The sequence below is a fragment of the Rhizobium sp. PK7-22 genome (genome assembly GCF_056530405.1).
Genome location: NZ_CP096514.1, coordinates 777850 through 800521 on the forward strand (window position 1 = coordinate 777850; position 22672 = coordinate 800521).

General features: G+C 64.1%; 20 protein-coding genes and 2 pseudogenes. 4 read left to right on the top strand and 18 right to left on the bottom strand.

Translation table 11 applies throughout. From position 1 onward, the window contains the following. Position 1: 1 nt before the first annotated feature. On the bottom strand, positions 2 to 1534 hold the full coding sequence (locus tag M1E10_RS08430; protein WP_499175910.1) for an acyl-CoA carboxylase subunit beta: 1533 nt from the start codon (positions 1532 to 1534) through the stop codon (positions 2 to 4). 164 nt (positions 1535 to 1698) lie between these two features. On the opposite strand from M1E10_RS08430, the gene M1E10_RS08435 reads away from it, so the two are divergent. Further along, on the top strand, positions 1699 to 2742 hold the full coding sequence (locus M1E10_RS08435; protein ID WP_499175911.1) for an NAD(P)-dependent alcohol dehydrogenase: 1044 nt from the start codon (positions 1699 to 1701) through the stop codon (positions 2740 to 2742). A 4-nt stretch (positions 2743 to 2746) separates the two neighbouring features. Here the strand turns inward: M1E10_RS08435 and M1E10_RS08440 are convergent, their stop codons facing one another. The 11 genes and pseudogenes from M1E10_RS08440 to M1E10_RS08490 all read right to left on the bottom strand — a co-directional run bounded on the left by M1E10_RS08440 (position 2747) and on the right by M1E10_RS08490 (position 12975). Continuing rightward, positions 2747 to 3451 (bottom strand): ParA family partition ATPase, encoded by a 705-nt coding sequence (locus M1E10_RS08440; protein ID WP_499175912.1) that lies wholly within the window; start codon positions 3449 to 3451, stop codon positions 2747 to 2749. 115 nt (positions 3452 to 3566) lie between these two features. Then, the gene (locus M1E10_RS08445; RefSeq protein ID WP_499175913.1) at positions 3567 to 4649 is read right to left on the bottom strand and encodes a protein-glutamate methylesterase/protein-glutamine glutaminase; all 1083 of its coding nucleotides are present in this window, start codon (positions 4647 to 4649) and stop codon (positions 3567 to 3569) included. A gap of 4 nt (positions 4650 to 4653) precedes the next feature. Continuing rightward, a complete protein-coding gene (locus M1E10_RS08450) occupies positions 4654 to 5574 on the bottom strand; it encodes a CheR family methyltransferase (protein WP_499175914.1) in 921 nt (306 codons plus the stop codon). Further along, a complete protein-coding gene (locus M1E10_RS08455) occupies positions 5525 to 6016 on the bottom strand; it encodes a chemotaxis protein CheW (protein WP_499177125.1) in 492 nt (163 codons plus the stop codon). The genes M1E10_RS08450 and M1E10_RS08455 overlap by 50 nt, the downstream gene beginning before the upstream one ends. 2 nt (positions 6017 to 6018) lie before the next feature. Then, positions 6019 to 7929: a HAMP domain-containing methyl-accepting chemotaxis protein gene (locus M1E10_RS08460; protein ID WP_499175915.1), complete on the bottom strand. Its 1911-nt coding sequence runs from the start codon at positions 7927 to 7929 to the stop codon at positions 6019 to 6021. 154 nt (positions 7930 to 8083) lie between these two features. Further along, positions 8084 to 9364: pseudogene (locus tag M1E10_RS08465) on the bottom strand (methyl-accepting chemotaxis protein); the annotation flags it as partial. Beyond that, positions 9350 to 9784, bottom strand: a pseudogene (locus M1E10_RS08470) (MCP four helix bundle domain-containing protein); the annotation flags it as partial. The pseudogenes M1E10_RS08465 and M1E10_RS08470, both read right to left, overlap by 15 nt. A 17-nt stretch (positions 9785 to 9801) precedes the next feature. Next, the gene (locus M1E10_RS08475) at positions 9802 to 10317 is read right to left on the bottom strand and encodes a chemotaxis protein CheW (protein ID WP_499175916.1); all 516 of its coding nucleotides are present in this window, start codon (positions 10315 to 10317) and stop codon (positions 9802 to 9804) included. Continuing rightward, on the bottom strand, positions 10314 to 12284 hold the full coding sequence (locus M1E10_RS08480) for a chemotaxis protein CheA (RefSeq protein ID WP_499175917.1): 1971 nt from the start codon (positions 12282 to 12284) through the stop codon (positions 10314 to 10316). Before M1E10_RS08480 ends, M1E10_RS08475 begins: the two co-directional genes overlap by 4 nt. Beyond that, positions 12281 to 12649: a response regulator gene (locus M1E10_RS08485; RefSeq protein WP_499175918.1), complete on the bottom strand. Its 369-nt coding sequence runs from the start codon at positions 12647 to 12649 to the stop codon at positions 12281 to 12283. The genes M1E10_RS08480 and M1E10_RS08485 overlap by 4 nt, the downstream gene beginning before the upstream one ends. Then, positions 12646 to 12975: an STAS domain-containing protein gene (locus tag M1E10_RS08490; protein ID WP_499175919.1), complete on the bottom strand. Its 330-nt coding sequence runs from the start codon at positions 12973 to 12975 to the stop codon at positions 12646 to 12648. Before M1E10_RS08490 ends, M1E10_RS08485 begins: the two co-directional genes overlap by 4 nt. A gap of 325 nt (positions 12976 to 13300) precedes the next feature. Here M1E10_RS08490 and M1E10_RS08495 point away from each other — a divergent pair, with 325 nt between their 5' ends. Together M1E10_RS08495 and M1E10_RS08500 are read left to right on the top strand one after the other, a co-directional pair. Next, positions 13301 to 15016 carry a methyl-accepting chemotaxis protein gene (locus tag M1E10_RS08495; RefSeq protein WP_499175920.1) on the top strand — a complete coding sequence of 572 codons (1716 nt, stop codon included), beginning with the start codon at positions 13301 to 13303 and terminating at the stop codon, positions 15014 to 15016. Positions 15017 to 15298: 282 nt separating this feature from the next. After that, the gene (locus M1E10_RS08500) at positions 15299 to 15865 is read left to right on the top strand and encodes a transglutaminase-like domain-containing protein (protein ID WP_499175921.1); all 567 of its coding nucleotides are present in this window, start codon (positions 15299 to 15301) and stop codon (positions 15863 to 15865) included. Positions 15866 to 15956: 91 nt separating this feature from the next. On the opposite strand, the gene M1E10_RS08505 is transcribed toward M1E10_RS08500, so the two are convergent. From M1E10_RS08505 to M1E10_RS08530, 6 genes are all read right to left on the bottom strand, one after another. Then, positions 15957 to 16304, bottom strand: a complete 348-nt coding sequence (locus M1E10_RS08505) for a hypothetical protein (protein ID WP_499175922.1) — start codon at positions 16302 to 16304, stop codon at positions 15957 to 15959. 407 nt (positions 16305 to 16711) lie between these two features. Then, positions 16712 to 17995, bottom strand: coding sequence for a TRAP transporter large permease (locus M1E10_RS08510; protein ID WP_499175923.1), 1284 nt, complete (start codon positions 17993 to 17995; stop codon positions 16712 to 16714). Between the two features lie 12 nt (positions 17996 to 18007). Further along, on the bottom strand, positions 18008 to 18493 hold the full coding sequence (locus M1E10_RS08515) for a TRAP transporter small permease (protein ID WP_499175924.1): 486 nt from the start codon (positions 18491 to 18493) through the stop codon (positions 18008 to 18010). Between the two features lie 31 nt (positions 18494 to 18524). Beyond that, complete coding sequence (locus M1E10_RS08520) at positions 18525 to 19517, bottom strand: C4-dicarboxylate TRAP transporter substrate-binding protein (protein ID WP_499175925.1); 993 nt, start codon at positions 19515 to 19517, stop codon at positions 18525 to 18527. Positions 19518 to 19605: 88 nt separating this feature from the next. Next, the gene (locus M1E10_RS08525; RefSeq protein ID WP_499175926.1) at positions 19606 to 20694 is read right to left on the bottom strand and encodes an Ldh family oxidoreductase; all 1089 of its coding nucleotides are present in this window, start codon (positions 20692 to 20694) and stop codon (positions 19606 to 19608) included. Beyond that, on the bottom strand, positions 20691 to 21434 hold the full coding sequence (locus tag M1E10_RS08530; RefSeq protein ID WP_499175927.1) for a Rossmann-fold NAD(P)-binding domain-containing protein: 744 nt from the start codon (positions 21432 to 21434) through the stop codon (positions 20691 to 20693). The genes M1E10_RS08525 and M1E10_RS08530 overlap by 4 nt, the downstream gene beginning before the upstream one ends. A gap of 214 nt (positions 21435 to 21648) precedes the next feature. Between M1E10_RS08530 and M1E10_RS08535 the strand changes: the two genes are divergently transcribed. After that, a complete protein-coding gene (locus tag M1E10_RS08535) occupies positions 21649 to 22671 on the top strand; it encodes a GntR family transcriptional regulator (protein ID WP_499175928.1) in 1023 nt (340 codons plus the stop codon). The last annotated feature ends 1 nt before the right edge of the window (position 22672 follow it).

The window sequence follows — 22672 nt, forward strand, 5'->3', positions numbered from 1 at the left end:
CCTAGAGCGGGATCGTGTCATGCTTTTTCCAGTGCGTCGTCACCTGCTTGTTCCTGAGCGAGGCGAAGGCGCGGGCGATGCGGCGGCGGGACGAATGCGGCATGATCACCTCGTCGATGAAGCCGCGCTCGGCGGCGACGAAGGGATTGGCGAAGCGCGCCTCGTATTCCTCCGTACGTCCCGCAATCTTCTCCGCGTCGCCGAGCTCGGAGCGGTAGAGGATTTCCGTCGCGCCCTTGGCGCCCATCACCGCGATCTCGGCCGTCGGCCAGGCGTAGTTGATGTCGGCGCCGATGTGCTTCGACGCCATCACGTCATAGGCGCCGCCATAGGCCTTGCGGGTGATCAGCGTCACCATCGGCACGGTCGCCTCAGAATAGGCAAACAGGAGCTTGGCGCCGTGCTTGATGACGCCACTATGCTCCTGCGCCACGCCCGGCAGGAAGCCCGGCACGTCGACGAGCGTCAGGATCGGGATGGAAAAGGCGTCGCAGAAGCGCACGAAACGGGCAGCCTTCCGTGACGAATCGATGTCGAGGCAGCCGGCCAGCACCATCGGCTGGTTGGCGACGACGCCGACGCTCTGGCCCTCGATCCGGATGAAGCCGGTGATGATGTTCTTGGCATAGGCCCCCTGGATCTCGAAGAAATCGCCCTCGTCGGCGATCGCAGCGATCAGCTCCTTCATGTCGTAGGGCGTCGCGGCGCTGTCGGGGATCAGGCTGTCGAGCCGCATTTCGAGCCGCGACGGATCGTCGTGGAAGGGCCTGACCGGCGCCTTCTCGCGGTTGTTCAAGGGCAGGAAGTCGAAGAGCAGCCGCACCGCCTCCAGCGCCTCGACATCGTTCTCGAAGGCAGCGTCGGCGACGGAGGATTTCTTCGTATGGGTCGAGGCGCCGCCGAGTTCTTCCGCGGTGACGATCTCGTTGGTGACGGTCTTCACCACGTCCGGGCCGGTCACGAACATGTAGGAGCTATCGCGCACCATGAAGATGAAGTCGGTCATCGCCGGCGAATAGACGGCGCCACCGGCGCAGGGGCCCATGATGACGGAGATCTGCGGGATGACGCCGGACGCCTCGGCATTGCGCCGGAAGACCTCCGCATAGCCGGCGAGCGAGGCGACGCCTTCCTGGATGCGCGCGCCGCCGGAATCATTGAGGCCGATCACCGGCGCCCCGACCCGCACGGCCATGTCCATGATCTTGCAGATCTTCTGGGCGTGCGTCTCCGACAGCGAGCCGCCGAGCACGGTGAAGTCCTGGGAGAAGACATAGACCTGGCGGCCGTTGATGGTGCCCCAGCCGGTGACGACGCCGTCGCCGGCGATCTTCTGGCCGTCCATGCCGAAATCGACTGCCCGGTGGGTGACATACATGTCGAACTCCTCGAAGGAGTCCTCGTCGAGCAGGACATCGATGCGCTCGCGGGCCGTCAGCTTGCCCTTGCCGTGCTGGGCGGCGATCCGTGCGTCGCCGCCGCCGAGCCTTGCCTCCGCCCGGCGCCGTTCCAACTCCTGCATCACTGCGCGCATGCGTCCTCCCGAATGTCTTTTTTCTTTTGTATCCGCTTGCGGCGCCGGCGCAAACTTATCCCTGCCGGGAGTATGAATATTTGTCGCCACTTCGCATCCGCTACCTTGGTATCGACGCAGGCAGGGATTAATTGTGAAAGCGCAAGACAAGGAGAGTTTACGACATGCAGGCGCTGGTTCTGGAAGAAAAGGGTGTGCTCTCGCTGCGGGAGATCGATCTGCCGCTTGCCGTCGGGCCGGGGGACGTGAAGATCGCCATCCACACCGTCGGCGTCTGCGGCAGCGACGTGCATTACTACACCCACGGCGCCATCGGCCCCTTCGTGCTGCGCGAACCGATGGTGCTCGGCCATGAGGCGGCTGGGACGGTGGTCGAGGTCGGCGCCGAGGTGAGGGACCTGAAGGTCGGCGACCGCGTCTGCATGGAGCCCGGCATTCCCAACATGTCCTCGCGGGCGACCAAGCTCGGGCTCTACAATGTCGATCCCGACGTGCGCTTCTGGGCGACGCCGCCGATCCACGGCGTGCTGGCGCCCTACGCCGTCCATCCCGCCGCCTTCACCTACAAACTGCCCGATACCGTTTCCTTCGCCGAAGGAGCGATGGTCGAGCCCTTCGCCATCGGCATGCAGGCGGCTGCGCGCGCGCGCATCAAGCCGGGCGACGTGGCGGCCGTCATCGGCTGCGGCCCGATCGGCATCATGGTGGCGCTGGCGGCACTCGCCGGCGGCTGCGCCCGCGTCTTCATCTCCGATTTGAGCGCCGAGAAGCTTTCGATCGCCGGCCAGTATCCGGGGATCGTCCCGGTCAACATCACCGAGCGCCCCTTCGCCGAGGTTCTCACCGAGGCAACCGGCGGCTGGGGGGCGGACGTGGTGTTCGAGGCAAGCGGCAGCCCTCGGGCCTTCGACGGGCTGTTCGGCCTGGTGCGGCCAGGCGGCGCGGTGGTGCTGGTCGGCCTGCCGGTCCACAAGGTGGAGTTCGACGTGGCCGCTGCGATCTCCAAGGAGGTGCGCATCGAGACCGTCTTCCGCTACTCCAACATGTTCGACCGGGCGCTCGAACTGATCGCTTCGGGCAAGGTGGACCTGAAGCCGCTGATCACGGGGACCTTCGACTTCGACCGCTCGATCGAAGCCTTCGAGCGCGCCGCCCGGGGCGATCCCTCCGACGTGAAGCTGCAGATCAGGGTCGGCGAGCGGACCTGAGGCCTCAGGCCGCGCGGCGGCTGCGGCGGGGCTTGGCCTGCCGTACGGGCAGGGGCACGCGCAGCACCATCTCGTCAGCAAACATCCGGGCGTTCTCGCGCGCCTTGTCGAGGTTGCTGACCTGTGTCTCGTCCATCGTGTGCAGCGAGCCGCCGCAGTCGAAGACATCGCGGAAGGCGGCGCGTTCGACGATCGGGGTGTTCAGCACATTGACCTGACGTTGCGCCAGAAGACCTTTTACGGCGAGAAGCGCCCGGGTGGTGACCATCGGGTTGACCCGCGTCAGCACCACCGAATGGGCGACCTTGATGCCGGCCCGGCGTTCCAGGTACTGCAGCAGTTCCAGAACATTGGCGCCGCCCTGGGCATCCATGGCGCAGCCCTGGATCGGAATCAGCACATGGTCGGAAAGGCCGATGGCGGTGGCCAGCAGCGAGGTGCGCGCGCCCGGCAGGTCGATGATGAAATAGTCCGTCGTCTCGCGACCATCGACGATGGTGCGCTCGATGGTGCTGGTGTTCACGTAGGGGATGACGGTGATCAGGCCGTTGGGCGGCGACAGCTTGTGCCAGCGGGTGATCCACTGCTGCGGGTCAGCGTCGAGAATAGTGACGCGATAACCTTGTTGCGCAAGTTCGGTCGCGAGCAGCAGCACGGCGGTGGTCTTACCGGCGCCACCCTTGGTGTTGGCAAAGGTTATGACTGGCATTTCGGTCCCCAGAGGCGATCCCGAGCCTCATGCTCCGAGCGGGCACCCTCATGACGCCGTTGAACGCAATGTTCCAGAACATGGTTAACAAAGCATGAAGGGTCGGATGTTGAGGCTAATGCCGACGGTCGGCAGCGAGGATTTCGCGGGCAATCTGCTCCAGCGGCACGACCCGATCGACGCCGCCGCGCGCGATCGCCTCCTTCGGCATGCCGAAGACGACGGAGCTGGCCTCGTCCTGGGCGAGGGTGAAGGCACCGGCTTCATGCATCTCGAGCATGCCGCGGGCGCCGTCGTCTCCCATGCCGGTCATGATCACCCCGACGGCATTGCCGCCGGCGGCGCGTGCGGCGGATCGGAACAGCACGTCGACCGAGGGGCGATGGCGGCTGACGAGCGGGCCGGTCCGCACCGAGACCTGATAGCGGGCGCCGCGACGCTCGAGCAGCGTATGCTTCTCGCCCCCGGGAGCGATCAGCACATGGCCGCGCAAGACCGGGTCTCCGTCGGCGGCTTCCTTGATCTCCACGGCACAGAGGCCGTTCAGCCGGTTGGCGAAGGCGGCCGTGAACTTCTCCGGCATGTGCTGGACGATGACCATGCCGGGCGCATTGGCCGGCAGCGCCTCCAGCATTTCCCGCAGCGCCTCCGTGCCGCCGGTGGAGGCGCCGACGCAGACGACCATCTCGGTGGTTTTCGCCATGGCGCCGGCTCTCGGCGGCGGCAGCACCGCATCGGCGGTCAGTCTGGCGCTGGAGACCTCGGCCGGCTTGTAGCGCCGCAGCTTGCCGACCTGTGCCCGCGCCGCCGATTTGACCACGGTGCGGATGCGTTCGCCCGATTCGGCCAGATGGTCGGCCGCACCGATCTTCGGCTTCAGGATGACGTCGACCGCACCCGCTTCGAGCGCCTGCATCAGCGTTTGCGAGCCGGCTTCGGTCAGCGAGGAGCACATGACCACCGGAATGGGGTGCTGGCTCATCAGCTTGCGCAGGAAGGTGATGCCGTCCATCTGCGGCATCTCGACATCGAGCGTGATCACGTCGGGGACGTCGTCGCGGATCTTGCGGGCGGCCATGAAGGGGTCGTTGGCCGTCCCGATCACCTCGATCTCCGGATCCGCGGACAGAACCGCCGTCAGCGTCTGCCGGACGCTGGCGGAATCGTCGACGATGAGGACCCGGATCTTCTTGATCATGAACTCACACGCGCTTGAAGATGGTATTGGCGACCTGTCGAAGCGGCAGGTCAAGACCAGAGACCGTTTCGGAGTGGCCGATCAGCAGATAGCCCCCTGGCAACAGGCAGTCGCAGAGCCGCGACAGCACCCGCTGCTGCGTCGGCTTGTCGAAATAGATCATCACGTTGCGGCAGAAGATCACGTGCATCAGGTCGCCGACCGGATAGGAGGCATCCATCAGGTTGAGCCGGGCAAAGCCGACCCGTGAGCGCAGCTGCGGCGCGATCCGCACCTCGTTGCGCTGTCGGTTCGACGAGCGCATGACGTATTTCTGCATCATGGCCGGCGGCACCGGTTGCAGCAGGTCGGCGGTATAGATGCCCTTGTGCGCCTTCTGCAGGACTTCCGTGGAGAGGTCGGTCGCCAGCACGAAGAAATCGCGCTCCGGCGCCGAAGCCGCCAGGAAATCGGAGAGCACCATCGCCATGGTGTAGGGCTCGGCACCCGTCGAGCAGGCCGAGCTCCAGGTCCGGATCCGCCGGTCGGCAAAGCTTTTGAGGAGGTCGGGCAGGCCGGTTTCCAACAGATAGTCGAAATGCTTCGGCTCGCGAAAGAAGTCGGTCTTGTTGGTGGTGACCGAATCGATCAGATGCAGCGATTCACTCGCCAGACCGTCGCCTTCGAAGAGATGATCGCAATAGGCGTCGAAGTTGTCGAATCCGGTCACACGCAGGCGCCGGCGCAACCGGCCCTCCAGCATCGTCACCTTGTTGGGCGGCATCTTGATGCCGCTGTAGTCGTAGATGTATTTCGCCAGTCGATTGAAATTCCGCTGGCTCAGGCGGTCGTCGAGAGGCTGGCTCTTCAATGCGGTACTCAAGCAGAGGCTCCGATCAGGCCACGCGGGCAGCTGGTGCGACACCGGACAGGGCGGGTCCGGCATCGGAGAACAGCCGCGCAAGATCGACGATGACAACGAAGCTCTGGTCGCGCCGCACGACCCCGGCAATGTAGTCGGAACGCCAGCGGATGCCGATGTCGGGCGCCGGCTCGATCTGCTCCTGCCGGAACGGCACGACCTCGTAGACCCGGTCGGCAACGAGACCGAGCGCCAGGACGCGGTCGCCGATCGGCACGTCGAGGACGAGGATGCGGGTGTGCGGGGTCTTCACCGTCGCGCTCATCCCGAGCCGCAGGCGCAGGTCGATCACCGGCACGCCCTGGCCGCGCACGTCGCGCAGCCCGAGCAGATAGTCCGGCCCGTGCGGGATCTTGAAGGCCTCCTCGTGATCGAGGATTTCCCGAACCACCCCGACAGGCACGGCGAAGAGTTCCTCGCCGAGACTGAAGGTGACGAATTGGAGTTCTGCAGATGGTGCGGTCATGGTCATGCGCTCTCCCTGAAGTCTGCGTCGTCCGCATCAGGGCCGCCCATCGACATGTCGAGCGCAAATCCCTTGGCGCGCGACTGCTGCGCCGTGACGCTGTGGGCGGATGATCTCGCCGCCGCTGCCGGACGAGCCTTCCCGGCGGGCGCCTGGGCCCCCGTCTGACGCTGGCTCCTCATGCTGCCGGTATCCACCCGGAAGAAGGCGATCGAGGCCTGCAGTTCCTCGGCCTGGGCCGCGAGCTCTTCGGAGGTGGAGGACATCTCTTCCGAGGCGCCGGCGTTCTGCTGGGTCACCTTGTCGAGCTGCTGGATCGCCTCGTTGATCTGCGATGCACCGATGTCCTGCTCGCGGCAGGCCGCGGAGATCTCCGAGACCAGTTCGGCGGTCTTCTGGATGTCCGGCACCAGCCGGCCCAGCATTTCACCGGCTTCGGTCGCAACCTGCACGGTTTCGCCCGACAGGGTGCTGATCTCGGCAGCGGCGGCCTGCGAGCGTTCCGCCAGCTTGCGGACCTCCGAGGCGACGACCGCAAAGCCCTTGCCGTGCTCGCCGGCGCGGGCGGCTTCCACCGCGGCATTGAGGGCGAGCAGGTCCGTCTGGCGGGCGATTTCCTGGACGATAGAGATCTTCTGGGCGATCGTGCGCATGGCGGAGACGGCACGGTTGACGGCCTGGCCGGAGGTTTCTGCGTCGCGCGACGACTGGCGAGCGATCTTCTCCGTCTGGGCGGCGTTATCGGCGTTCTGCTTGATGTTGGCGGCCATCTGCTCCATCGAGGCGGAAGCCTCCTCGGCGGCGGACGCCTGTTCGGTCGCACCCTGGGACAGGGTTTCCGAACTCGACGAGAGCTCCTGGCTGCCGATCGACACGTTGTCGGATGCGGCCAGTGCGTCGGCGACCACGGTGCGAAGGCGCTCGACCATGCTCTGCAACGCAAGCCCGAGGGTGTCGCGGTCGGAGCGTGGCTTCGGTGTCACCATCAGGTCGCCGCCGGCAATCCTGTCGGCGATGACCGAAGTCTCGCGCAGGTTCATCACCATGCTGCGCATCGAGATGCCGAGCTTGTCCTTGTCGGACAGCGGCTTCGGCTCCACGGAAAGATCACCCTCCGCGATGCGGTCGGCCATCTCTGCCGTGTCGCGCAGGTTGCCGGTCATGATGTTGATCCTGTCGACGAGATCCTTGATCTCGTCGTTGGTGCGGATCTCGATCTTCTGGTCCAGGTCGCCGATGGAGACGGCCTGAACGGCTGTCCCAATCTTGCCGAGGCCCCGGTTGATGCCGAGCGCGATCCAGAGCGCTGCGGCGACCGCAATCACCAGTGAGCCGATGGCCAGGGCGGACAGGGCGGCAAAGGTCGCTTCATAATCGGCGTCGGCCGTGGCGTCGGACGCCTTGATGGCAGCTTCCGTCAGTTCGGCCATGGTTTCCGACAGGCTGTCCATCTGACTGGCCGCCTCATGACCCTCGGTCATGTAAAGCTCCGTTGCCAGTTCCCTCTGGCCGTTGAGGGCCAATGTCACGATGCGGTCACTGATGGCGAAATAGTCCTCGCTGAAATCCCGGATCTTCTGCCATTCGGCTTTGAAGGTGTCCGGCGCGTGGTTCTGTCCGTCATTCAGCGCCTGTTCGAAGGCATGCTTCTCCTCCGCGATCACACTGCGCGCCTTGTTGGAGCGCTCGAGCGTCGTGGCCATCAGCAGGTCCGCTTCCGCAAGGGCTATCCCGTCGAATGCGGCGGCAAGGTCGTTGGCGTAGTCATCCTGATGAACCGGACCTTCGATCATCGCATTGCGGACGGCGTTGATGTCCCGGACACCCAGAATTCCGAATGCCGCCGAGCCGCAGCTCAGGAGGATCAGGAGGCCGAAAGCCAGGCCGAGTTTCAGCTTGATGGTAAAGCGCATGGAGCCCTCCTCTGGTGTCTTCTGACAAACCAGGTGCTTGAAATGATATGCCTTGACGGGCGACTCCATTCACCAGCCAGCGGCTCCCCGAAGGGATGATCCGCCGCTACATGCGGCGGAGGGTTGCCGGGCCGCTCAGGGCCCGGCAGAAGTCTCAGGCGCTTTCGCGGAAGTGGGCGTCGTCGGCATCGGGTCCACCCATCGACATGTCGAGCGCGAAGCCCTTGGCACGCGACTGCTGGGCCGTCACCGACTGGCCGGGCCTCTGGACCTTGGGCGCCGGACGAGCGACTTGCCGCGACATGGGTTGGGCAGGCGCCCTGACCTGTGTCGCCGTGGCGGTCTTCGCAGCCTTTCCGCCCGTCGCATCGACGCGGAAGAAGGCGATCGAGGCCTGCAGTTCCTCCGCCTGCGAAGCAAGCTCTTCCGATGTCGCCGACATTTCTTCCGAAGCGCCGGCGTTCTGCTGGGTCACCTTGTCGAGCTGCTGGATCGCCTCGTTGATCTGCGAGGCGCCAATGTCCTGCTCGCGGCAGGCGGCAGAGATCTCCGAGACCAGTTCGGCGGTCTTCTGGATATCCGGCACCAGCCGGTTCAGCATCTCGCCGGCTTCGGTCGCAACCGTCACCGTCTCGCCCGACAGCGCGCTGATTTCGGCAGCGGCGGCCTGTGAGCGTTCGGCCAGCTTGCGGACTTCCGAGGCAACGACCGCAAAGCCCTTGCCGTGTTCGCCGGCACGCGCTGCCTCGACGGCGGCATTGAGCGCCAGCAGGTCGGTCTGACGGGCGATCTCCTGAACGATGGAGATCTTCTCGGCGATCGTGCGCATGGCACCGACGGCGCGGTTGACGGCCTGGCCGGAGGCCTGTGCATCGAGCGACGACTGACGGGCGATCTTCTCGGTCTGGGCGGCATTGTCGGCGTTCTGCTTGATGTTGGAGGCCATCTCCTCCATCGAGGCGGAGGCCTCTTCAGCGGACGAGGCCTGCTCCGTGGCGCCCTGCGACAGGGTTTCGGAGCTGGCCGAGAGTTCCTGGCTGCCGGAAGAGACGTTGTCGGACGCCGCAAGCGCGTCGCCGACGACGCCGCGTAGTCGTTCGATCATCGTGTTGACGTAGCCCAGCATGTCGCCGATCTCGTCACGGCTGGTGATGTCGGCAAAGCGGGTGAGATCGCCGTCGGCCACGTTCTGAACGGCCTGGGTGGCGGTGCGCAGGCCCCGGTTGATGCTGATGGCGATCCAGAAGGCGGCAGCCAGGGCGATCAGAAGGGCTGTGGCAGCAACGGCGATCATCACCAGGCGGGTCTGGGCATAATCCTCGTCCGCACTCAGGTCGGCATCCCGGAGCCGTGTTCCTTCGAGGGCCACCACCTCGTTGAGGAGCGCGTCGATCTCATTGGTAACGGCGCGGGCCTCATTGCTGGAGATCTGCATCGCCATCGCCGTATTGCCGGCCAGCATCAGCGAACGGATCTGGTCGTCCTGCTTGCGGAACTCCGTGGTGAAGCCGTCCAGCTTGCCCCAGAGCAGCTTGCCCTGTTCGGTTGCGAGCAACGTGACGGCAGAAAAGCTCTCGTCAAACTTGCTGCGGGCATCGTCCCCCTTGGCGATGCTGTCACGCATCTCCTGACTATTGCTTGCCAGCAGCAGGTTCTTCTGGTGGCGGATCTGCTGAAGCTGCTCGTTGCTGAGCTCCTGGGCAAGTTTCAGTCGCTCGGCGGGCCCCTGGATCACGGATTCGAGCGTTTGATTGAGGTTGCTCAGGCTGAAAATGCCATAGCCCGCCGTAGCCAGCAGCATCAGGATGACGAAGCCGAAGGCGGCTCCCAGTTTGAATTTGATCGTCGCGCGCATTGCAGTGCCTCTTCGACTTAATTGGTGCTGGAGCCGGATTTCCGGTGCTCGTGATTGGCAAAGAAAATGGCCTGGAGGTTGGGAAGGATGATGAAGTCGCTTCCCCGCTTGACCAGGCAATCGATGAAATCGGGCCGCCAGCGCATGCCGACGCTTGGGGGCGGTTCACCGGCGCTGCGCACCAGGGTCGTAACCTCGTGAACCTTGTCGGTCCGGATCCCGGTGAGGGTCGGCTCGCCTTCGATGTCGAGTTCGATGACGACGATCCGGCTGTCGATCGTGGGCTGCGTGGCCTCCATGCCGAAGGCAAGCCGGATGTCCGCCAGCGGAATGACCTTGCCGCGGAAATTGATGACGCTGCCGACGAAGGCCTTGGCGCCGGGGACAGAGGTTTCCGGCAGGAGATCGAGGATTTCCTGAACAGCCGCGGCTTCGAGCGCGAAGACCTCTCCGGCTATATCGAAGGTGACCACCTCAATCTCGTCGCGCCCATCCCAGAGCGCGTCGGGAAGTGTTCTGACTGCTTCGCTCATCCTGCTGCGCGCAATTGCGCCTCCTGTTGCTGTCCTTCGGAGACCAGATGGCCGACGTCGAGAATAAGGGCGACGTTGCCGTCCCCGAGGATGGTCGCGCCGGAAAAGGTTCCGACGTCCTGGTGGAGCTTCGACATGCTCTTGATCACCGTCTGGTGGTCGCCGATGATCTGGTCGACGACGAGACCGACCCGCTCGGAGCCGGTCGAGATCACCACCACCTTCTGGAAGGGATCGGGCGTCGTGCCGGTGCGGAAGAGATCCCGCAGCCGGATGAAGGGTACGAGACTGTCGCGCAGCGAGATGAAGCTGCGTCCCCGCGAGCGCATGTCCTCCTCGATCGACAGCTCGAGGCATTCCTCGACCGCCGACAGCGGGATCACGTAGCGGCCGGAGCCCACCCGCACGAGAAGCCCGTCGATGATGGCGAGCGTCAGCGGGATTGCCAGCGAGATCTCGGAGCCCTGGCCCGGACGGCTGACGACATTGATCGTGCCGCGCAGGGCATCGATGGTGCGCTTGACGACGTCCATGCCGACGCCGCGCCCGGAGAGATTGGTCACCTGCTGCGCCGTGGAAAAGCCCGGCTGGAAGATCAGCTGGTAGAGGTCCTGGTCCGACAGGCTTGCATTGGCCGCGATCAGGCCCGAGGACTCGGCCTTGGCGCGAACCCGCTCCTTGTCGATGCCGCGACCGTCGTCCTTGATGGTGATGATCACTTCGCCGGCCTGCTGGCGGGCGGAGAGGAAGATCTTGCCCGCAGCCGGCTTGCCGGCAGCCAATCGTTCCTCGGCGGTTTCCAACCCGTGGTCGCAGGAATTGCGCACGAGATGGATCATCGGGTCGGCGAGACGTTCGATGACGCTCTTGTCGACTTCGGTGGTCTCGCCTTCGGTGACCAGTTCGATCATCTTGCCGGTTTCATTGGCAAGGTCATGCACCAGCCGCCGGAAGCGGCCGAAAAGCTGCGTCACCGGAACCATGCGCAGGACCATCATCGTGTCGCGCAGCTCACCCGACAGGCGCTCCACGTCCTCCGAGACCGCCCGCAGCTGAAGATCGCCGCTACCGCCGGCCAGCTGACTGAGGCGCGACTGGGCGATCACCAGTTCGCCGACGCGGTCCATCAGCTCGTCGAGCCGTTCGGCCGGTACGCGAACGTTCTCGGCGGCCTTGGCGGCCTTTGCGTCGACCGTCGCGGGACCCTTCGCAAGGGCTTTGGGGGCAGGGGCAGTCTGTTCGCTTGCCATGACCACGGCCTCGGCCTTGGCGGGCGCGGCCTGCGGTTCGTCCTGGACTGCGGTCACCACAAGCTGCATGTCGTCCATCACGAAGATGAAGACGTCGTCGATGGCCGACCTTGGCTCCGAAGTGGTCAGCTCCACCGTCCAGGACAGGTGAAGATCGACCGGGTTGAGCTGGTCGAGCGCGGGGATGGCGGACCGATCGACGACGATCCGGCAGTCTCCGAGGTCGCGCAGCTCATCGAGCAGCCCGAGCGGATTGGTGCCGTTCGCCATGGCGTCCTGCGGCAGCGAGAACCGGATGGTATAATGGGTCGTGCCGGGATCAGCCTGGGTTGCCGGGGTGCCGGCGCCGTCCACGGCCCGTCGAAGATTGGCCAGCAGTGCTTCGCTGGCCGCCTCATGGTCGCCGACCGGGACATCGACGAGCAGGCGCATATGGTCCTTGGCTTCCAGAACGGCACCCACGAGATCGTGAGTGGCCGGAACCTCGCCCTTGCGCACCCGGTCGAAGGCCGTTTCGCAGTGATGGGTGAAGGCAGCGAGCGCATCGAAGCCGAACATGGCGCCGGAGCCCTTCAGCGTGTGCAGGCTGCGGAAGACGGTATCGACCTGATCCTTGTCGCCGAGGTTCACATTGAGATCCAGAAGGCCCGCCTCGATCAGTTCGAGGAGTTCGGCGGCCTCGATACGGAAGACGGCAATCGGATCGGGAAAGCTCATCGGCCGAGAACCTTGCGGACGATCTTGACCAGGCTTTCCGGGTCGAAGGGCTTGGTGAGCCATCCGGTCGCGCCGGCGGCCTTCGCCTGCTGCTTGATCTCCGCATCGGATTCCGTCGTCAGGAAGATGACCGGCACGCCGGTGTGCGCCGGCAGCTTGCGAAGCTCCCGGATCATGGTCAGCCCGTCCATGTTGGGCATGTTGAGATCGGTGACGATGATGTCGAACTGTCCGCCGTTGAGCTTGGCCAACCCGTCCTTGCCATCGACGGCTTCCGTCACCGTGTAGCCGGCATTGCTGAGCGCCACGCGGGTTGTCAGCCGGATGCTGGCGGAATCGTCTACTGTGAGAATGCTGGCAGTCACTGTGTTTCTCCCTGGTGGAGCCAAAACTGTTTGTCGTCCGCAGACATGCCTTCCATGAAGCCGCCACGGTCCAAGACGCCGAGCAACGCGCCATCGGCCCTTCGGGAAAGAGAGAGATGCTTTCCGGACTGGTCGGCATGCAGGCGCGCCGCCTCGATGATCTGCACGAAACTCAGATCGACGGTGGCACCGCCTGAGATCTCGAGTTCCGTGGAGGGATGACCAGCCAGGGAAAGAAGGATCCGATCCTTCACGTCACCTGCACTTCGCACCGTGAGATTTTCGGGGAGCGAAAGGCGGTTGGGGAGAGGTTCTGGGGACGACATCTTTGTTTCCGATCGCCGTGAATGGCAGCTTGCAGATCTGCGGCCACACTCGCTTCGGCAGCCTTAAGGGAATGCTAAGTCGCAGGGCTCACTTCTTGGGATGTACTAATGGCCTGTGGCATCTCGCACTGCGGCGCCATGGAGTCGTTAACCACCCAGGCCGGTTCCACTTCGGGGTTGTCGAGGAATTAACTCTCGTCGGTGAAACGTGCTGCACAACTCTGGGGCAGGTCTACGTCTCGCTGCGGCTGATCCGAGGCGCAGGCAGACAGTCAAAACCGTCCCATTTCAAGATGGCAGCGCTCGCTGCCGATGCGAGGACACAGTGGCAGCGACTGCACAACAAATCACGATCGAGGCCATCCCGGATCCGGACCTGGCACTCCTGGTTCAGCACCTCGAAAATGCCCGCGGCCGGATCGAGGAGAGGTTCCTGGATGGCGGCAATGCCGTGCTGTCCATCATGGACGTGCTGACGGCGCTGGTGCAGTCGCTCGATCACCTGACCACCTCGCTCGATACCCAAACCGCCGAGCAGACGGCCGATGAACTTGAGAGAACCGCGCACAGACTGGCGGAACTCACTGATCTGGAATCGGCGCGGCAGGAGAGTTTCCAGGTCATCCTGGACTCGCAGAAGGAACTCCGCCCGGAGGTCGGTCGGATGCAGGAAACCCTGCGTTACCTGCGCACCTTCGCGGTGACGGCCAAGATCACCGGCGCCAGCGTTCCCGAATTCTCCGGATTTGCCGAAGAGATCCTGCAGCGGATCCAGGACGGCCGCGTTCAGGTCGACGACCTGTCGGGCAAGCTCGACCTATTGGGCAAGGGGCTCGGGCCGGTGATCACCCGGGGCCAGACCATCCTGCAGAGCTACCGCGGCTCGATCCCGGCGATCGTCTCAAGTCTCACGGAAGGCGTCGGCCGAATTTCCCATCACCACCTGCAGCTTGCCGCGCATGCCGCGAGCGTGAAGGCGGTCGCCGCACGGATCCAGACGAAGCTTGGCTCCGCCCTCTCGGCCATGCAGATCGGCGACGCGACGCGCCAGCGGATCGAGCACTGCCAGGCAAGCCTGGGGATTCTGGAAGAGGCTCTCGCCTCTCCCGATCTGCACGCAGACGAACGGCAGCAGCTGGCCACTGCGGTGCGACAGCTGGTTTCGCTGCAGCTCGACCAGGCAACGCGCGACTTCGCACGGGACACGAAGAAGATCGTCGCAACGGTCGCAAGCTTCCGCTCGGATCTTGAGGAGATCGGCGCCCTGCGCCGGCTGATGAGCGGCGACGGGGACGGCGACAGCGTGCTAAGAGCCCTGGAACTTGCAGTCGATGCAGCCCGGACAGCCGTCCAGCAAGTGGAGGCTGTGACGCTTGAAGCATCCCAATTGAGCCGCAGCACTGCCGACACGGTTGCCGAACTGGCCGCGGGCATCGGCATGATCCAGCTGGTGCGCACCGATATTCATTACATGGCGCTTAACACGAACCTTCGCTGCAGCCGTATCGGCGAGGACGGCAAGGCTATCAACGTGGTTGCGGCGGAGCTGCGCAATTTTGCGGCCCAACTGGATGAGACGGCGGAGCGGGTTCTGGTCGCCCTGCGGGAGCTGGAGACGGCGGCAGGGGAGCTTGTTACCCCGCAAGAGGCTGACGGAGCGTCGCTGGACCATCGTCTTTCCAGTGCGCTGGCCTCTATTCGCGAGGCGGCAGAGAAGATGGAAGACGGCCTGCTGCGCCTGACGGCCCAGAGCGAAACGGCGCAATCGGAAACCGGTGACCATCTGGCCCGTCTGGATTTCGATGCCGAACTGGGCGATGTGCTGCGCAGCTGCGTCGAAATCCTGGCCGTCAATAGCAGGTCGCTTGTCTTCCTGGGCGGCAACAACGGCTTTGCTACCGTCGGGCAACGCATCCTGAAGCTCTACACCATGGCTGCCGAGCGCGAACTGCATGCCAAGATCTTCGGCGCCGGTAGCGAGCCCGCTGCCCCCAAGGTCGCCGATGACCTCGACGATGACCTGATGGACGCGCTGTTCTGATCACACCTCTCGGCCCTACCAAAGAAGCGTCCACGGAGCGGCTGGAAGTGAAGCGGCACGCGCGGCGGTCCGCTCGCGCGTCTACGGAATGCTGGCGGGTATTTGCCCGGATGACCCAAAAACGCGCAGTTGCATGCAATTTTACGGTTCAGTTTAAGCCGCTGAAGATGAGCATTCGATATGATGGTTCACAGCTGAGGAGTTACCTCAGGGCATGACGCCATAACTGCCGGATGAGCCGGTCCAACAACAAGAAACAGCTCAACAGGCAGGACAAGCAACATGTTCAGGAAGATTGCATTCACATTCGCAGCCCTTGCTGCCATGGCCACTTCCGCAGATGCCATCAATCTCGGCGCAACGCGGGCCCTGAAGCCGAAGGCTTCGCAGACACTGGCTGCGCCGGTGGGATACCAGATCTTTTGCCTCCGTTTCAAAGGGGAGTGCCGCAGTAGCGAAGTTTCGTCCGTATCCTATTCATCCAAGACGGCTGCGCTGCTGCGTCGGGTCAACGATCAGGTCAATCGGTCCGTCAGCTACCGTTCAGACAAAGGCGAAGTCTGGAAGGTCGGCGTGTCTGCCGGTGATTGCGAGGATTATGCGCTGACGAAGCGCAAGCGTCTCATCAGTGCTGGTATCCCCGCTGGTGCGCTGCGCATGGCAACGGCACGGACACGCAAGGGCGAGCTTCATGCGGTGCTTGTCGTCAAGACGGACAAGGGTGACTTTGTGCTGGACAATATCCGCACCAGCATCGTCACTCGCGCGCAATCCGGATATCGCTTCCTGACCATTGCAACAAGCAATCCTGCCGTCTGGCAGAACGCAAAATCCGGCCGCGAGATCTAGATCTGACGGCCGGACACGAGGCAGCAAAGGCGCTGAGATCAGGTTGGTGACGAGAACTCGGGGTCGGAAGGCGTTTCGCTGGCTTCTCCGTTCACGCCACCGCCGTCACCAGCACCTGCGCCACCGCCTGCACCAGCACCACCGCCTGCGCCAGCACCACCGGCTGCGGTTCCACCGCCGCCACCAGTAGCGCCTGCGGCCGCGGCCGAAGCGACCTCATCGGCATCAGCGGATGGAGCCGCAGCGGAAACGGCTGCCGCAATCTCGGCAGCAGCCGCTGGGGCGGCAGCTGCAGCGGCAGCGGCAACCTGCGCGGCAGCACCTGGCGCAACAGCGGCTGCGGCGGCGGCAATAGCCGCGGCAGCAGCCGGGTTTCTTGCCACTGCGGCCTGGACGATGGCAGCAATCTCCGCAGAAGAGGCACCGTCAGCGACCGCATCGGCGACAGCTGCTTCAACGGCTGCAGGCGTGCTTGGCTCCTGGGCGTGAGCAAGAGGTGCAAACATCAGCACGCCGCCAAGGGCGGCCGTGGAGAGAGCAAGACGTGTTTTCGTGAATGCATTCATGTTCGACATTCCTCGGTAAGGGGGGGCTTCCGGGATGCGAAGCCGCGCACTTGATGGACACATGATAACGAAGGGGAAATCAAGTTGTTCCTGCGTTAATCACTAATTAACATAGCTAATCGCACATTCCTTAGTAGAAATCAATACTCTACTGTCGGCACGAAAATATATACGGGCAGGATCGCAGGCGACAGTTTTCCGATAGAAGGTCGGAAAGTAGAGGCGCTAATGCGAGACTTGCGGCGCATATGAATGCATCGTATTCGATCATAAGCATAATCTAACGAAGAAACAGCAGGTTGGGCAGAAACAAGACAAGCTGTGGAACGAAGACCAAGAGAAGCGTGACAAGGCTGACCGCGACGAAAAGAGGCAGCGATTCGCGTGTGTATTCGCCGATCTTCACCTTCAGGATAGAGCAGACGGCATACATGGCGGCGCCCACCGGCGGCGTGAAGTTGCCGATGGTTGCCGCAACTACGAAGACCACGCCGAAATGGACCGGATCGCCACCGACGTTGCGGATCAGCGGCAGGAATATCGGCGTCAGCATGATGATCAGCACCGTCGCATCGATGAAGAAGCCGCAGGCGACGATGAACAGCACGATGAGCGTCAGCACGCCGTAGAAACTGTCGGTAATGGAAAGAATGGCGCCGGAGATTAGTTCGGGCACCCTCTCCAGGACAATGCCGTAGCTGAAGATCGCCGACAGCGCGATCAGGAACATTACCGCCCCCACATCAGAGAGGCTGCCCTCGAGCGCGTCGCGAAACGAGGTGAGCTTCAGCTTGCGATAGGCGAGCGTGCCGACGAGCACCGCGTAGATGACGGCGAAGGCACCGATTTCGGACGGGGTGAAGATGCCGAAGCGCAATCCGGCAAGCAGGATGATCGGAAACAGGATGGCCCAGATGCCGCCGCGGAGCGCTCCGGCAACCTCCGGTGCGGAAGCCCTGGTGCTGCGCGCCGCGGGATAGTTCCGTCTCCTGGAGACCATGGCGACGGTGAAGGCGAGGGCTGCCCAGAGCAGGAAGGCGGGAACGAAGCCGGCTGCAAACAGGCGTCCGATCGATACCTGACCGATCGTGCCGTAGATGATGAAGCCGAGGCCCGGCGGGATGATCGGCGTCAGGATCGCCCCGAAGGACAGCACGCCGGCCGTAAACCCTTTCGACATGCCGCGGCCGATCATCTCGTTGCCGAGCATGCGGCTCTGCATGGCCGCATCGGCGATCGCCGAGCCGGACACGCCGCCCATCAGCGCCGACAATGCGAGCGACATCTGCGCCAGGCCGCCCTTCATGCGTCCGGCGATCACCGAGGCGAGATCAAGCAGCCGTTCGGTGATGCCGGAGGCATTCATCAGGTTGCCGGCCATGATGAAGAGCGGGATCGCCAGCAGGGCGAAGTTCTGGGTCGTCGAGATCGTCTGCTGCAGCGGGATCGTGATCGGCAGTTCCGGATGCTGCAGGAAGAAGACGACACCGGAGATTCCGATCGCGAAAGCCACCGGCATGCCGATCAGCATCAGGACGATGAAGGCGATGGTGACGAGAAGCATCGGAGTTGTCCCTCAAGCGGTCGTGCCGGCGGCATGGCCGCCGCGGCGAAGGTCGATGAACTTGACGATCGTCGTCATCGTCAGGAGCAGGGCTCCGAAGGGAAGGCTGGCGGTGACCCAGGAATAGCTGATCCAGGAAATCCCCTGGAAGCTGCGCGCCCGGCTCGTCCATGCCAGCTGCGTCCCGTAGATGACGATGAACAGCAGGAAGGCCATGAGGATCACGTAGTTCAGAGAGGTGAGCGCACGCTGGGCGCGCGCCGGCAACCGGTCGGTCAGCAGGTCGATGGACATCAGTCCGTCACGCCGCCAGGCGATATCGGCACAGATGAAGCAGGCCCAGGCGAAGAAGCAGGTGGCGAAATCGATCGTCCAGTTGAGCGGGTGGGCCGCCAGGCGCGCAAGCCCACCCGCAAAGATCAGCAACACCATCAGGATCAGGAAGATCCCGGCCACCACCGCCTCAAGCTTGCCTATCATGTCGTAGATCTTGCGCATCGGTGTTTCCTGCGGCCGGGACGTCGTTGGATTACTTGCCGAGTTCAGCCTGGATGGCGTTCTTCGCTTCGGTGATGCCGAGCGCCTCATAGGCCTTTTGACCGGCCGTCCTGAAGGCCTCCAGATCGACGTCGGTGACGACTTCCATGCCCTTCGACTGCAGATCAGCCTTGATCGTCTCTGCCATGTCCTGGATCTTCTGCGAGGTCTCGCGGCCAGCGGCCCGGCATTCCTCGGTCAGCGCCGTCTGATAATCCGCCGGCAGCCTGTCGAACCACTGCGCGCTCACCACCTGGAAGTTGATCAGCATGATGTGCTTCGTTTCGTTGGCGTATTTCAGCACTTCGTAGAAGCGGCCGCCGGGGATGTTGGCATAGACGAGTTCAACCCCGTCGATCGCCTGCTGCTGCAGGGCCGGATACATGTCGCCGAAGGCCATGGCTGTCGGGGCCGCGCCCAGCGACCGGATCGATTCCTGCCAGATCGGTGCGGGCGGGGTGCGGATGCGCAGGCCCGCAAGATCCTCGGGGCTGCGAATCGGCGTGTTGGTGAAGAAGTGGCGGAAGCCCTGCACCCAGTCGAAGCAGACCACCTTGAGCCCATGCTGGGTCGCGAGCTCCTCCTCCCAGCCCTGGACGGTCGGGGAGTCCGACAGCTTCCAGACCTCGTCCAGCGAATCCACCAGGTAGGGACCATTCAAGGCGGCGATGCCGGGCACGTAGTTGCCGAGGCGGGCGGAGTCGGTATTCTGTCCGACATTGGCACCCTGCCGGATCTGCTCGATGATGTCCTCCTCCACGCCGAGCTGGGCACTGTGGTAGACCTCCATCTTTAAGCCGCCGTCGGTGCGTTCCTCGACGCGCTTTGCCCAGTTCATGAAGCCCTCGTGGAAGGGCTCGCCCGGTCCCAGAACATGGTTGAAGCGTAGCGTGTAGGTGTCCTGGGCCTTTGCCGTCTGCCCGGCCACCACGGCAATACTGGCGGCCGCCAGCAAGGGCAGCAGTCTCTTTATGAACTTGCGCATGCTCTCCTCCTCTTGTTGTCGGTTTCGACATGTCCCCGCCGCTTCCAAGGGCGGGATCTGCGGTCGGCAGGAGCCTGCCGGTATCCGTCTAAAGGTCGAACGGCGGCGTCAGGCCGTGGCGTTCAGCGAGCGTGGCAAAGGCCTCACGCGTCGCCGGATCGAGGGGCACACCGATCCGTTCGCGCTCCCGCGCAACCTTCCATTCCCGGTCGCCGGGTGCCATCACCGTCAGCCCGTCACGGGCAGGCGATGCCCGCAGCACTTCGACGTAGCGCTGCATGCCGGCCTGGAAGGTCTCCTGGCTGACGAAGGCGCCGGGCTTCAACGCCATTACGAAGGCGCCGAGCCCGCGCGGCGTGGAAAGATCCGGCCCGTTCATCGGCAGGATGTCGAAGCTGAGCTTCATGCCAGAAAACACCGCACTCAGGATCTCGGCAAGCCCAGCCAGGCCCGCCCCCTTGAAACCGAACTCGCCGCCCACCGGCGCCAGCATTTCGACCAGAGAGGGATCGCGCGTGTCGCGACCGTCCGCCTCCGAGGCCACGCCCTCCGGAAGCTGCACGCCGAGGCTGCGGTAGAGCTGTACCCGGTTGTAGGGAACGGCGCTGGTCGCCATGTCGAGCAACCAGGGGTCGTCACCGTCCACCGGCACGGCAAAGGCGATCGGATTGGTGCCGTGGAAGCGCATGGCGCCGTCGTGCAGGCGCACGAAGCTGTCGGAGTTGCAGACGGCAAAGCCGACGAAGCCGCGGGCGGCGGCGGCCATCGCATAGGCGCCGGCCGGACCGAAATGCGAGCTGTTGCGGATGGAGACCGCGCCGATCCCGAACTGGTCGGCCAAGTCTACGGCGTGCTCCATGGCGCGATAGGCCCCAAGTGCACCGTGGCCGTCGTCGGTATCGAGCGAGGCGACCGCTCCCAAGGACTGGACGATGCGGATATTTGGCGTGCGGTTGACGCGTCCGCCTTCCATCACCTTGACGTAATGCCCGAGCAGCCGAACCCCATGGCTGTCCACGCCGAGGCGCGAGCCATGCATCATGGCGCGGGTGGCGGCATCCGCCGTCGCTTCGTCCGCACCTGTCGCGGCAAAGACGGCGCGGCAGAAGCGGTCCACCGCCTCGATGGACGCATGGACGACCGGTTCGCCGGCTGGTGGGGTAGGGGATGCATTCATAAAGTCTGGCCTCCATCGATGATCAAGATCTGTCCGGTCATGAAAGCGGTCTCGTCGCTGGCGAGATAGACGGCCGCTGCGGCCATCTCCTCGACCGTGCCGAGCCGTCCCATCGGCTGGCGGGAGATGAAGGTGCGCTGCATCTCCTCGGGGTCGGGGCTGGCGTCGATGCGGCCCTGCAGTGAGGGAGAGAGGGTTGTGCCGGGGCACAGCGCGTTGACGCGAACGCCGGTGCGGATCAGGTCACGGGCGGCGGCCTTGGTCAGGCCGATCATCGCCGCCTTGCTGGCACCGTAGCCGAGCCGGTCCGCAACGCCGGTGATGCTGGACGCCACCGAGGCGACATTGACGATCGCGCCGCGCCCGCGCTCGACCATCTGCGGCAGGACGGCCTTCATCGTCCGGAAGGCCGAGGTGGCGTTCTGCTCAAGGCTCTTGTGCCAGTCTTCCTCCTCGCAGGTGAGGATAGAGCCGTTGTGCACCCAGCCGGCGCAGTTGACGAGGATATCGAGCCGACCGGCGTCTGAAATCCGCTTTCGGATCATGTCGCCGTCCGTCACATCGAGCTCCGCGATGCGGATCTGAGATGACAATCGAGGAAGATCTTCCAATTTGGAAAGCGTGCGGCTGGTGGCCACGACGTGCGCACCTTCGGCTGCCATGGCAAGGGCGATGGCGCGACCGATGCCTTGACCGGCGCCTGTCACGAAGGCACGTCTATCCGTCAGGCGTCCTCCCATCCGTCCATCCTCCCGAGGCCAGCTGCACAACGTCTTGTGTGTACACTATGCGATAAAATGGCTTTGACAAGTCTCTTTCTCGTCTCCGAATAACGCGTCGGAAAATCACCCGAGGTGTTTGAAGGCCTAGGGCCAACCTGTTAAGTTGGGCAAGGGGCGAGCAACTGGACCTTGGACGATCCAAAGGAGCCGGATTGCAGGGATCGGAGGCAGGATGACACCGGGTGCCAAGGCTGGGCTGGACCCATCTACTGTGAGAAGTCCGGGCGGAACGGTGCCGCGGCTTTACCAGCAGGTCTTCGAGATTGTGGCGGCGCAGATTGCGCAAGGGGTTCTGCAGGAAGGCGTTCGTCTCAGCGAATCGGGGGTTGCCGAGCAGTTCGGGATCAGCCGCGCCCCGGCGCGCCAGGCGCTGGCGGAGCTGGAGCGCATGGGTCTGCTCAACAAAGGCAGCGGCCGCGGCTATCAGGTGAAACGCCAGAAGGGGACGGCGTCGACGGGGGTGGTCGCGGGGGTCGTTCCCGAAATGGACCTCCGGCTCAAGCAGCTTTCCACATGGTCGCGCATCTATGGTGAGGTCGAAAGCGAAATTGCAGCCCGAACCTCCTTTGCCGGATGGCGCGTCAACGAGACCGAACTGGCCCGCTACTACGATGTCAGCCGCACCGTTGCCCGTGACGTGGTCGCGCGCCTGCAGCAGCGAGGACTGGTGCGAAAAGACGAGCGTTCACGCTGGATCGCACCGGCGATGACACCCGATCATGTCGGCGAGCTCTACGAGTTGCGCTGGCTCCTGGAACCGGCCGCCCTTCAGAAGGCGGCGTCGCGGCTTCCCGAGGATCTGCTGCCGGCGATACGCTGCCGGCTGGAGACCGCAATTGCCCAGGCAGGGGTTCTGACGGGCCCCGACCTCGACCATCTGGAAGAGGATCTGCACATCACGCTCCTGGGACACTGCGGCAACAGCTCGCTGATGCAGGCGATCAGCCTGCCGCAGGCGCTCCTGGTGGCCCACCGGTTCCTCTACCGATGGATGCCGAGGCTCTATGGAACCGAGCCCTTCCTGCCCGAACACATGGACATCATCGAAAAGCTGGAGGCGGGAAAGACAGACGAGGCGGCAGACGCATTGCGCCTGCACCTGCAGATTTCCCGAGACCGCGCCATCGATCGCATTCAGCGGGTGACGCGGGAGGTCCAGCCCGAAAACCTTCCCTATCTCGACAAGCTCGATTGAG